This window comes from Clostridium sp. 19966, assembly GCF_032335695.1.
Taxonomy (GTDB): Bacteria; Bacillota; Clostridia; order Clostridiales; family Clostridiaceae; genus JACTOJ01.
Genome location: NZ_JACTOJ010000005.1, coordinates 62081 through 75210 on the forward strand (window position 1 = coordinate 62081; position 13130 = coordinate 75210).

At 29.6% G+C, this 13130-nt stretch carries 12 protein-coding genes; 8 read left to right on the top strand and 4 right to left on the bottom strand.

Annotated features, from left to right (window positions below):
* Positions 1–16: 16 nt before the first annotated feature.
* From IAI10_RS06545 to IAI10_RS06555, 3 genes are all read right to left on the bottom strand, one after another.
* Positions 17–1738 carry an Hsp70 family protein gene (locus tag IAI10_RS06545; protein WP_315672492.1) on the bottom strand — a complete coding sequence of 574 codons (1722 nt, stop codon included), beginning with the start codon at positions 1736–1738 and terminating at the stop codon, positions 17–19.
* 44 nt (positions 1739–1782) lie between these two features.
* Complete coding sequence (locus IAI10_RS06550) at positions 1783–2280, bottom strand: nucleotide exchange factor GrpE (protein ID WP_315672493.1); 498 nt, start codon at positions 2278–2280, stop codon at positions 1783–1785.
* Between the two features lie 204 nt (positions 2281–2484).
* Positions 2485–3825, bottom strand: a complete 1341-nt coding sequence (locus IAI10_RS06555; RefSeq protein ID WP_315672494.1) for an aspartate kinase — start codon at positions 3823–3825, stop codon at positions 2485–2487.
* Positions 3826–4006: 181 nt separating this feature from the next.
* On the opposite strand from IAI10_RS06555, the gene IAI10_RS06560 reads away from it, so the two are divergent.
* Both IAI10_RS06560 and IAI10_RS06565 read left to right on the top strand, forming a co-directional pair.
* Positions 4007–4966: a D-2-hydroxyacid dehydrogenase gene (locus tag IAI10_RS06560; RefSeq protein ID WP_315672495.1), complete on the top strand. Its 960-nt coding sequence runs from the start codon at positions 4007–4009 to the stop codon at positions 4964–4966.
* Positions 4967–5147: 181 nt separating this feature from the next.
* Complete coding sequence (locus IAI10_RS06565; protein WP_315672496.1) at positions 5148–6077, top strand: glycosyltransferase family 2 protein; 930 nt, start codon at positions 5148–5150, stop codon at positions 6075–6077.
* A gap of 27 nt (positions 6078–6104) precedes the next feature.
* Here the strand turns inward: IAI10_RS06565 and IAI10_RS06570 are convergent, their stop codons facing one another.
* Positions 6105–7394: a glycosyltransferase family 39 protein gene (locus tag IAI10_RS06570; RefSeq protein WP_315672497.1), complete on the bottom strand. Its 1290-nt coding sequence runs from the start codon at positions 7392–7394 to the stop codon at positions 6105–6107.
* Between the two features lie 255 nt (positions 7395–7649).
* Between IAI10_RS06570 and IAI10_RS06575 the strand changes: the two genes are divergently transcribed.
* From IAI10_RS06575 to spoVAD, 6 genes are all read left to right on the top strand, one after another.
* Positions 7650–8312, top strand: coding sequence for a hypothetical protein (locus tag IAI10_RS06575; RefSeq protein ID WP_315672498.1), 663 nt, complete (start codon positions 7650–7652; stop codon positions 8310–8312).
* A gap of 16 nt (positions 8313–8328) precedes the next feature.
* Positions 8329–9474, top strand: coding sequence for an AAA family ATPase (locus IAI10_RS06580; RefSeq protein WP_315672499.1), 1146 nt, complete (start codon positions 8329–8331; stop codon positions 9472–9474).
* 4 nt (positions 9475–9478) lie between these two features.
* A complete protein-coding gene (locus IAI10_RS06585; protein ID WP_315672500.1) occupies positions 9479–10855 on the top strand; it encodes a VWA-like domain-containing protein in 1377 nt (458 codons plus the stop codon).
* A gap of 35 nt (positions 10856–10890) precedes the next feature.
* On the top strand, positions 10891–11514 hold the full coding sequence (locus IAI10_RS06590) for an NUDIX domain-containing protein (protein ID WP_315672501.1): 624 nt from the start codon (positions 10891–10893) through the stop codon (positions 11512–11514).
* Positions 11515–11672: 158 nt separating this feature from the next.
* On the top strand, positions 11673–12125 hold the full coding sequence (gene spoVAC, locus IAI10_RS06595; protein WP_315672502.1) for a stage V sporulation protein AC: 453 nt from the start codon (positions 11673–11675) through the stop codon (positions 12123–12125).
* On the top strand, positions 12126–13127 hold the full coding sequence (spoVAD, locus tag IAI10_RS06600; RefSeq protein ID WP_315672503.1) for a stage V sporulation protein AD: 1002 nt from the start codon (positions 12126–12128) through the stop codon (positions 13125–13127).
* Positions 13128–13130: the final 3 nt, after the last annotated feature.

Consider the following 13130-nt stretch of genomic DNA (forward strand, 5'->3'; position numbering starts at 1 on the left):
CCTCCTTATAAGCAATTTACTGCATTTCAAATAATATATCAGTTAACTCGTCATCGTATTTCTGAACTAGGCTTTCATTATTATTAATAATAGCACTTTTAAGTGTCTTTAGAAGGAATTCTATTTTTTGCTTTTGAGGATTTTGAATTTTATCTAATTTTTTTTCGGCTATATTTATTATCATTTTTACTCTTGATGCTAAAGGATAGTCTTCCCAATTATCTAGATTTTCTATTATGCTGTCTAAATACATATTAACATTACTAGAATTTATAATATTAATAACCTTACCAACAGTTTCAGAAGTGCTATTTATTTTTGCTTTTACTTCCAGCATACCATTAAGATTATAGGTGAAGGTTACTTCAATGGATTCCTCACCTTCAGGTTTAGGCGGGATACCTTTAAGCTCGAAGGAACCTATGTTTGTATTTTCAGATACCATTTTTCCTTCCCCTTCATATATTTCTATTTCTACATCAGCCTGATTATCATAGGAAGTATAATATGTTTTTTTCACTGAACAAGGAATCTTTGTATCTCTAGTTATAATTGGATCGAATACTCCAAAGACTTTTCTGCCAGTGCTTAGTGTTTTAGTAATCTTTATGCCTAGAGAATAACTGCATATATCAGTTATTATTAACCCTTCATCTGCATTAATTTGTTTACTAACTATAGCAGCTTGAACAGCAGCGCCTAAGGCAACTGCTTCTTGAGGATTAAAATCGCCTTTTACTCTTGTATCAAATCTATTTATAAGAAGCTCTTTAACTCTTGGAACAATACTAGAGCCACCAACTGCCAGTACCAAGGTTATATCATTTTCTTTAAGTCCAGATGCACGTAGAGCTTCATCTATGATAATATTAGTAGATTGAATTAAACCATCTATTAATTCATTGAATTTTTCTCTAGTAATTTCAATATTAAGTTCTAATGGGTTGCCAAATTTATCTTCAGCAATGAAGGGGAGAGATATATTAGCTTTTTCCATAGAAGATAGCTCTATTTTAGCACGTTCACAAGCTTCTTTTATTCTAGCCGTTGCTTTTAAATTATCTGATAAATCTATATTTTTGTCTTTCTGAAACTCCTCAATAACGTAGTCTTCAAGCTTTTTATCAAAGTCTTTTCCTCCTAAAGCATTATTTCCTCGGCTAGATTTTACATCAAGAATTCCTTCAAAAAATTCCAATACAGATACATCAAAGGTGCCTCCGCCCAAATCAAAAACTAATATGTTTTCTTCAGCGCTCATATTTTCAAGACCATAGGCAAGCGCTGCAGCTGTTGGCTCATTAATAATTCTTTCGATCTTTAGTCCTGCCATTTCACCCGCCATAACAGTAGCTTGTCTTTGCAAATCATTGAAATTAGCAGGAACAGTTATAACGGCTTCTTTTATCTCATTTCCTATATAAATTTCTGCATATTTTTTAAGCTTTTTTAATATCATAGACGAGATTTCTTGGGGAGTATGGATGTTTTCACCTAAAGAAATTTTTTTATCTGTTCCCATAAATCTTTTAACTTCTAAAACTGTACTTTCTGGTTTTAAAGCAGCTTGTCTTTTAGCAAATTCGCCTACAATTATTTCATCATTTTCTGATAAACTTACAACAGATGGAGTCAATTTACTACCTAAATCATTTGGTATTATAATAGATTTACCATCCTTTAGATAAGCAATTTCAGAAGTAGTTGTACCAAGATCTATCCCAATCACGGTTCTCATAAATATTAACCCTCCTTTAAAAAACAATATGTAATCATGATGCTTTATTTAACTGCTATAACTTTAGCAACTCTAATTATATTTCCATTATGAATATAACCTTTTTTTACCATATCTACTATTTCATATTTCTTTTTACTATCATCATTAATAATTTTTATACATTCATGATATTTGGGGTCAAATGTCTTCCCAAGTGCCTCTATTTCGATGATTCCTAGCTGTTTCATTCTGATAGTTAATGCGTCCTTTACAAGGGATATATTAGTAAGTAAAGCTTTATTGTTATTCAATAAAGCAAAATTATATATTTCCTCAAAGTCATCCATGGTTTCTATTGCATACTTTGTTGAATTTTCTTGCCAAAGCTCTAAATTGCTAGCTTTGTTGCTTACCTTTGATATAATATCATTTTTTTCTTTAATTTCTTCATCTAGCATATTTATAGTGAGAATGTTTTTTTTGTTTGCTTTATCCATCTCATTGACTTTGTCCTCTAATTTTTTTATGTAGATAAAAATCTCATCTAATGATATATCCATGAAATCACACCTCCCTGCATAATTTATTAGCATGTTGATGATACGAATATATTAATGCTATTTTACCATTATAAGGATAAGTTGTCACTTCAAAATTAATGTAGTAAGTAACTTGTATAAAAATAGTTCGTAGCCTGCAAAAGTTACGAACTATTTTTATACTATTTAAATTTTAGCATTAAATTATGATGTATTAATCTATTTTTAATAAACAAAACGATTATATATTGATTTAATTGCTGTATCAAAATCTTCTGTTTCAACCCCAACTATAACGTTTATTTCAGAGGAGCCTTGATTAATCATTCTGATATTAACTTGATTTTCTGAAAGGCAAGTGAATATCTGAGAGGCTATTCCTTTTTTCCTAGACATTCCTTTACCAACGGTAGCAATAAGAGCCATATTAGGATATACATCTATGGAATCTGGTCTGCACTGCCTATTTATTTCATCTATTATATCTTCAAGCTTATCTTGAAGTTTTTTATCTTCTATAACTAATGAGACAGAATCAATACCGGAAGGCATACATTCAAAAGGAATACCATTATTTTCAAGTATTGAAAGTAACTTTCTACAAAAACCTAATTCTATATTCATAAGATGTTTTTCAATTGCTATAACTGTAAAATCTTTCTTTCCAGCTATACCTGTAATAGCATGCTGATTGTCACTTTTCTGTGAATCATCAACGATAAGGGTACCTTTATCCTTAGGACGATTAGTATTCTTGATGTTTATAGGTATACCTACTTCCCTTACTGGAAATACTGCTTCCTCATGAAGAACACCTGCTCCCATATATGAAAGTTCTCTTAGTTCCCTGTAGGTGATTACATCTATAGGCTTAGGGTTATCTACAATTCTAGGATCGGTCATCATAAAGCCAGAAACATCAGTCCAATTTTCGTAAAGTACAGAAGAGGTACATTTTGCAATTATAGCTCCAGTTATATCAGAACCACCTCTAGTAAAGGTTTTAATATTTCCATTATGAGTGGTGCCATAGAACCCTGGTATAACAGCATAATTAATATGGACTAATTTAGCCGCTACTGCTTCTTGGGTTTTAGCAGCATCATAAACTCCATATTTATTAAAATACACCAATTCAGCAGAATCAATAAATCGAAACTTAAGAAGCTTAGATAAAATTATAGCATTTAGATATTCTCCTCGGCTTGCAGTATAATCAGCAGAAGCACCTGATTGAATATTATTTTTTATAGCTACAAGATATTCTTCTATGTTTAAATCATTCATATAGCTATATTTTTTAGATAAATCTGATACTATTTCCTTGTACCTATTAGATATTATTTCAAATACATCATTAAACGGAATCCCTTGCTGAACATGCGCATGACATAAATATAAAAGGTCTGTAATTTTGTAGTCGGAACTAAATCTTTTACCAGGAGCAGAAGGGATTATATACCTTCTATTTTTATCTGATTCAATTATGGACTTTACTTTTTCAAATTGTCCTGCGTCCGCTAAAGAACTACCCCCGAATTTTGCAGTGATTGAAGCTTCAAACATACTAATTCCCCCCAAAGAATATAATAAGTATAACAAAATATTTTATTAAAATTTTTATGCTTTTGCAGTAAATTATAACACATAAAAAAAACTATAAAAAGATACTGGTTATAATTTATATAAAAATTAAATAAAATCTGATATTATTATTTTATAAAAATTGTTAAAGGAAGTGGATAGTTTGAAGATTGTTGTTTTAGATGGATATACTTTAAATCCAGGAGATTTATCTTGGGATGGATTTAGGAATCTAGGAGATGTTACAATATATGATAGAACTGATTCAACGGAAACATATGAAAGAAGCAAAGATGCAGAAATAGTCATAACAAACAAAACTATAATAGATAAAAAACTTATAGATAAACTTACTAAGTTGAAGTATATAGGAGTATTGGCTACAGGATACAATGTAGTTGATGTAAGCGCTGCAAAGAAAAAGAATGTTATAGTAACCAATATACCTGCTTACGGTACTGATTCTGTAGCACAAATGATTTTTGCATTAATACTGGACATAACAAATCACGTAAGTAGTCATAATGCAGCTGTTAGACAGGGGGCTTGGAGTAAATCCAAAGATTTTTGCTTTTGGAATAAACCTATAATCGAACTTAGTGGAAAAACTATTGGAATAATTGGATTTGGTGCTATAGGTAGAAAGGTAGCAGATATAGCCCAGGTGTTTGATATGAATGTTATAGCTTACAGCAGAACAATAACAGACGAAAGCAAAAGGAAAAACTTTAAGTGGGTATCATTAAATTCAATATTTGAAGAATCCGATTTTTTAAGCTTAAATTGTCCGTTAAATAATGCAACTAAAGGAATTATAAACAGAGATACTTTAAATAAAATGAAAAAAAATGCAATATTAATTAATGCTTCGCGTGGACCGCTAATTGTTGAAGAACATTTAGCAGAAGCTTTAAATAAGGGAACAATATCAGCTGCAGGATTAGATGTTCTAAGTGAAGAACCGCCTTCAAAAGATAATCCTTTAATAAAAGCTAAAAATTGTGTATTAACACCTCATATAGCTTGGGCGGCAAAAGAAGCAAGAATGAGGCTTATGAATATAGCTGTAAGCAATCTTAAAGCTTTCCTTAATGGAAATCCAGAAAATATCATAGAAAGCTAAATACATTGGTTATTATCACTTATAAAATATATTAACATGAATTTTGTAAAAAAAATTGAAATAATTGCAACTGTAATCTATAATAGATAAAGTTGAATCTTTTTATAACTATTTTATTAAATATGGTAATTGAGTTAAATCTTAAACTTTGTATTAAATGATAGATAAAGGAGTGAATTTATTGAAGGTTGCAATTATAATCCCATGTTATAATGAAGAGCTTACAATAAAAAAAGTTATTTCAGATTTTAGAAGAGAACTTCCAGATGCAGATATATATGTATATGACAATAATTCAAAAGATAATACATATGAAATTGCAAAAGACAGTGGAGCTATAGTAAAAAAGGAGTTTAGACAAGGAAAGGGTAATGTGGTTAGGTCTATGTTCAGAGATATAGATGCAGACTGCTATGTTATGGTAGATGGAGATGATACTTACCCTGCAGAATTTGTACATTCACTTATTGAACCTATAAAAAACAAAGAAGCAAATATGGTGATAGGGGACAGACTTTCTAACGGTACATATAAAAATGAGAACAAAAGAGCCTTTCACAATATGGGCAATTTAATGGTAAGAGGACTTATAAATAAGCTTTTCAGCAGTGATATATATGATATAATGACTGGATATAGAAGCTTTGATAAAGAGTTCGTAAAATCCATGCCAGTGCTGAGTTCAGGATTTGAAATAGAAACAGAAATCAGCATACACGCTTTGGACAAGAAATTTATAATTAAGGAGATTCCTATTGACTATAGAGACAGACCTGAGGGAAGCGTTTCCAAACTTAATACCTTTAACGACGGTATAAAGGTATTAAAAACAGTGTTTACTCTTTTTAAAGATTACAAGCCCTTAATATTTTTTACCTTTTGGACTATTATATTTTTTATTTTAGGACTATTAGCAGGTACTCCAGTAATAATTGAGTTTTTAGAAACTCACTTTATTAGCAAAATGCCCTCAGCCATACTTGCAGTTGGATTAATTATTTTATCAATGCTTTCGCTGATATGTGGATTAATATTGGATACTGTAGTAAAGCAGCAGAAGAGAACTTATGAGCTGTATTTGAATTTATTACATAATGAAATAAAAAAGTAGATGCTTTATAAAGCATCTATTTTTTTATTAATTAATTATTTGATTTTCTGATTTTCCAGCACTAATTCGTTCTTTTATTGAAAATACAGCATAAGCAGCCATAATTATAAAATACGGTGCAGCAGGATAGAAATATCTTCCCATAGTAAAGAACGGCAAATAATCAATATCAAAATATATGACAATGGCTATAAGAAGTATTGGAAGCTTATTGTTACTTTTATTTTTAAAGTAGAATAAAGAACCTATAACAGCTAGTATAAGCATTAAGAAATGATAAAGTCCAGCCATTTCATAGCTTATTCCAAAAAGTGGCTTCCAATAAAAAGGAAAATTAATTTGGGCCCAAGATTTACCTATAGTGTACCAATATATAAATTTTAAAGGTTCTTTAGGAAACAAATTTTTTAGTCTATATTTAGATATAGCAACTTCTGTTGCATTGCTTTGTAATTCAGTTTGAGTCCCTTCACCATAGTGAAATTGTTTATAGTTCAGTCCATCAGTTTTTTGTGTACTTTGATCATAATTAATATATGTACCTTGCAGCATAGGGTTACCTGATGCCATAGTAAGAGGAATAATCTGATGGAAAACTTTATAATTCCTTATCCACCAAGGGCTTAACACAGCGCAAAACACTAGTGTAACCGCTAAGCCATATTTTACGCAATCTATAAATCTAGCTTTTTTTATTATCCACATAATCAGTATTAATATAGGATATGTAGCTATTGCAGGTCTAAAAAGGGTAGATAGCCCCCAAAATAATCCTGATATTAAATAAAACTTCATTTTATTTTCTTCTAATGCGTAAATAGAAAATAACACTAGGCACAAAACAAAGAATTTAAAGAAAGTTTCTGTAAGTACCAAGTTTGCTGTGTAGATTTCCGCAATATAGAAAGTATCAAAAATTACTGCTAAAATTGCTATTTTGCTATTAAACATTTTTCTTCCAATATAGAATATAATCAACAAAGATACAGTTTGAAGAACAGCTTGAACAATTCTTAAAGCAGTTATTCCACCATAAAACCCAAAAATTTTCATTAAGAATGCTAAAGCAAAAGGAAGCCCTGGCATCATGAATACTGTGGAAGTTGGTGGATGATGATATGTGTAGATTCCTTGTTCTAAAAGTATTTTGGCACTCCTAATAAATTTTACATCATCATTATCTGGGCTATAAATATTACCTAATAATGTACTATTTCCATAATAGAAAATAGAAACAAGAGTCATTAAAAATAATAAAGCACAACAGGATGCTAATATTATTTTTATTTTTTTACTTTCATTTTTTAGAGTAAACAAATTAATCACCATCATTTCCATTGTTTTACTTAATATTTACTAAAATATTTTATCACATGGGGGTCGTATTTGTATATAAAAATAGCTGCCTAGAAATTATTTCGTACTTAAGAAAGGAACGCCTAATAAAAATACATAACAATATGTATCAATGCATAATTAATATTTATTAATAAAAATGATTATTTTTATTTGAAAAGTTGTCCACACAAAAATAATTGTATATAATAACTATAAAAGGTTGGTGACTTAAAGATGAATATAGAAGATATAAATTTAAATGATAAAAATAAGTGGGATGCGCTGAAGAAAAGCATTTGGAACATTGAATATATTGATAATCCATCCGAAGACATGAGCATTTATTGTGTAAAAAAAGCTTGGAATACTCTTAAATTTATTCATGACCCGAATGATAATATAATAAAGGAAGCATTAAAAAATAATGGATGGGCTATTCAATTTGTAAAAAAGCCAAGTTTAGAACAAATGCTTTTAGCTGTTGAAAATAACTGGGAATCGATTAGATTTATTGATGACCCTACGGAAGAAATTCAACTAGCAGCTATAAATAAAAGCCATAGTGCTATTAAATTTATGAAAAATCCTTCATTCAAGTCAAAACTAGCAGCTATAATAAAAAATCCTGAAGCAATTAAAAATTTTGACTATACTGAAAGTGAATTTATTGATTTTATAAAATATAATATTAATGTTTTAAAATATGTGTCAAATTATGATAAAGATAAAATAATTGACGCTATACAAACTGTGATTTCTAAGGATAATATTACAAAAGCATATATATATGATTACATAAAATTAAATAATTTACAGATAGATAAGGACAAATTTATATACGATAACGGAAGTGCTGTGAGCAAAGAATATTATGTGGACTTAAATTTAGATTTATAGACAAGAGGAGAGAATTATGAACTTTAGCGATACATTAAAATGCGTGAATATAATTTTAGAAAGCGGTGGTGTTCCGCTTATTGTAGGGGATAGCGGTATAGGTAAAACATCTCTTGCAAAAAAAGTAAGCCTTATGATGAATTATGAGTTAATTACTATAGACGCTAATCTTTTGAAAGAAGGAGAAATAGGTGGACTTCCTACTATAGAAGACTATTATGCTTTTGATGGTAAAACAAAGCAAACAGGAAAAAGAACAGTATATGCAGTGCATTATAAACTGCAAAGAATAGATGAAATATTAATGAAAAATAAAGATAAAAGAATATTGTTATTTATTGATGAAATAAATAGATGCGATCATGCGGTACAGCAGGAACTTATGAATATCATACTCAATAGAGAAATCAATGGCTATAAACTCCCTAAAAATGTATTTATTTTATCAGCTATGAATCCATCTAATAAATACGAAAATATATCAGATAATGAATATCAAGTGGTAGAAATGGATCCTGCACAAGAAAACAGATTTGTTTGGCTTGAGATGGATACAGATGTACAAAACTGGCTAGAGTGGGGAAAATCTAAAGATGAAAATAAGGATTATGAATCAAATATTCACGATGATGTATTAGAATTTATATCAGCTTTTCCTCAGTACTTGAATAGACCAGATTCATTAGAAACTGTAAAAGCTACTCCAAGAAGTTGGGAAAGAGTATCAGATACCTATAGACTATATCTAAGGAAAAAAGATCAAATTAAAGAAAACATTTTATTCAATATAATAAAGGGAAATGTAGGAGCTGCTATAGCTCAAGAATTCTTAAGTTTCTTAGAAAACAGAAAAAAAATTATAAGGGTAGAAGATGTATTCAATAATAAGGAAATAGATGAAAACTTACTTATGAATCTTAGAACAGAGAACTATGAAACATTGTTTTTATTCGCAATAAATTCATTGAATTATATAAAAAATTCTGAAAAAAAAGATTACTTGGCCGATAGATTTTCTTTGATATTACAATACTATCCTAATGATTTGAGACTATCCATAATGAAAAAAATAAAAAATGATTATACCTGCATATATAATTATTTTTTAGATAATGATAAATTTATTGAAGCATATTTTAAAATATATATAAGGGACAAATAGCAGCATGGATAAAAAAAGTTTAGATAATCTAAGATCAAAAGTATACGCAGTATTATTGGAAAATCAAAATGATGTAGAGAATTTGGACAAAGGCATATTTAAGTTAATTGATAGCTTTATGCAGGAATTCATATTAAATATGATAAGAAGTAATTCAGGTTTTTTTGCAACTTTTATTATAAGCTTTAAAAGGGAACTAAACTTTAATATGGAAGAAGCTCTTTCTACGGTACCAGAAGGAAATCATTTCGTATTGTATCTAAATCCTCTTGTTTTCTTTGAGTGTAATATGGATGAAATGGAAGCTTTGATAAAACACGAAGTTTATCATATATTAAGTTTGCATCATGCAAGAGGCAGCAGACTAAAATCTGTTTATAGCGAAGTAGCAGTAAATTTGGCAATGGATTTATGTGTAAATCAATATATTCCCAATCTACCAAGTTGGTCCAATACATTAATTAGCGTAAGTAATTCATTTAATGTTGATTTGGAAGAAAATGCGACTTTAGAAGAATATGCTGAAGTAATCCAAAAATCAATAAATAAATTTAATAAATACAAAAATAATATTGCAAATACTGGTAATAATGATATAAAATTGAATATATTAGATAAATTTATTAATCTTCATTCTATTTGGAAAGGACAAGAGCAATATGATGAAGGACGCATAAAAAATATTATAAAAAATATAATAGAAAACAATATAAATACCTCTGCCCCTGAAAGCATAAAAGAACTCATTGATAACGTAAATGAAAAAAAGGAAATAACCTGGCAGAGATATTTGTCTAAAATGATAGGGAGTATACCGGCAGGGCATAAAAAAACTATTACAAGGCGAAATAGAAGACAACCTGAAAGATTAGATTTAAGAGGAAGCTTAAATGACCATTGTCCTGAATTAGTTATAGCAATAGATATAAGCGGTAGTATGACTGACAAAGAAATAAGAAAAGTCTTATTGGAAATCAAAGGTATGCTGAAAAATTATTCGTCGAAAATAACTGTTATAGAATGTGATGATAAAATTAGAAATGTGTATAAAATAAAAAAAATGCAGGATATTTCTCAAAAACCTATATGCAGCGGATATACAAAGTTTTATCCTGTATTTAAATATATAAAAGATAATTTTAATAGAGATACTATACTTATTTATTTTACTGATGGATTAGGTGAAGATAGTATGGACGAAGAAATATATCATAAAAATACTATATGGGTAATTACATCTTCCGAAAGTAATTTGTCTTTAAAAAAATATCCTGGAATTAAACTCAAGTTTTCTTATAGAAAGCAAAAACATGATAATACTCTTCCACTAGAATATTTAAAGAGTGAAATGAAGGATATAAGATCAGAGTGGGCTAAGTAAGCACACATAGTATATATTTTATAGAGGTGTAATTTATGAAGGAAGAATATATAGACGTATTCGATGAGGATATGAATCTCATAGGTTGTCAAGAGAGAAATGAGGTTCACAAAAATGGATTTTGGCATCAAACTTTTCACTGCTGGATAGCTCAAAAGGAAGCAGAAAAAAACTATGTTATTTTTCAAATAAGACAAAATTCCAAAAAGATTTTTCCTGGATTATACGACGTATCCTGCGGGGAACATCTTTTAGAAGGAGAATCACCCCAGGATGGAATAAGAGAAATTGAAGAGGAACTTGGAATAAAAGTAAACTACAATGAATTAATTTATATAGGGATGTGCAAAACAGAAAATAAAGGTGAAGATTACATAGATAGAGAATTCACCCATGTGTATTTATATTTGACAGATAGAAATTTAGATGCTTTTCATATAGATACTGATGAAGTAAGTGGTCTTATAAGAGTTCCCATAGATAAGATATTAGACTTATTTTATGGTAAAATATTAAGTGTAAAAATTGATGGCTTTAAATATGCATATGATAATGAATTAGTAAAAATAGGTGGAGATGCGTTAAGAAGTGAGTTCGTTCCTATCAGTAATGAATATTGCTTAAATATAATAGACAAATTTATAAAGCTAGTAAAATAAATGTGCTAATATTTAAAAATAAAAGTTCAATTAATTGGATAATTGAGCTTTTATTTTTTGCCTTTTAATACTAATCATATCCTATAAGTAAAAAAGTATAAATATTATAATATGATTTATACTATGGTTATAACAATTAAAAAGGATGTGTTATACCTATGAGTGAAAAAGAAGCTTATAAAGATTGTGCTAAAACACACGAGCCTAAAAGACCTATTTTGATTAATTGTTTAAAAGCATTTTTAGTAGGAGGATTTATATGTGCATTTGGACAAATTCTTCAAATGTTTTTTATTAAATATCTTAATTTTACGGAAGAAAATGCGGGTAATCCTACTTCGGCTGTTTTAATAATAATTTCAGTCTTGTTAACAGCGTTAGGAATTTTTGATCATATAGGGCAATGGGCTGGAGCCGGAACTGCTATACCAGTGACAGGCTTTGCAAATTCTATGGCGAGTGCGGCAATCGAACACAAGACAGAAGGCTATGTTCTTGGCACCGGAGCCAATATGTTTAAATTAGCTGGAAGTGTAATAGTATTTGGGGTATTTAGTGCATTTGTTGTCGCAATAATTAGTATAATTATTAAATGGTTAGGTGGGATGTAAATGTTAAAGGGTAAATCTACTTTTATTTTTGAAAATAATCCGGTAATATTATCATCTTCCGCGGTTGGAGGACCATTTGAAGGAAAATCAAGATTAAAAGATGATTTTGATTTCATATTTGATGATTTATGGATGGGAGAAAACAGTTTTGAAAAAGCCGAAAAAAGACTATTAGAAAAAGCTAGTGATATTACATTAAACAAAGCAGGAATAAAAAAAGAACAAATAAATTTTTTTATAAGTGGAGATTTATTAAATCAAATAATAACTAGCAGCTTTGCTGCAAGAACATTAGGGATTCCTTACATAGGCATATTTGGTGCTTGCTCCAGTTCTATGGAAGCATTAGCTCTAGCTTCTCTTTTAATTAATTCAGGAAATGCTGATTATGTTTTAGCTGGAGCTTCCAGTCATAATACTGCTGCAGAAAAACAATTTAGATATCCTACTGAGTATGGTGGTCAAAAACCGCCAACTGCACAATGGACTGTCACTGGTTCTGGAGTAGCTTTAATATCAAAACAAGGAAATGGGCCTAAAGTGACTAGCGCAACCATAGGAAAAGTTGTTGATCTTGGTATATCTGACCCATTTAATATGGGAGCAGCAATGGCACCAGCTGCTGTAGATACTATTCAAACACATTTCACTGAAACTGAAAGGCCTTTAGATTATTATGACTTAATAGTTACTGGAGATTTAGGGAAAGTTGGATATGATATTGCTAAAGACTTATTTAATCAAAAAAGCTTCAATTTACCTTTGGAAAGATATTTTGATTGTGGATTATTAATTTATAACGATGATCAGCAGGTATTTTCTGGAGGAAGTGGTTGTGCATGCTCAGCTACCGTTACATTTGGTCACCTGATGAATGAAATGAAGAGTGGGAAGCTAAAAAAAATATTAGTGGTAGCAACAGGTGCTCTCATGTCACCTATGTCTTATATGCAAAAAGAAAGTATACCTAGCATAGCAAATGCAGTTTCAATAGAAATGTAGAGG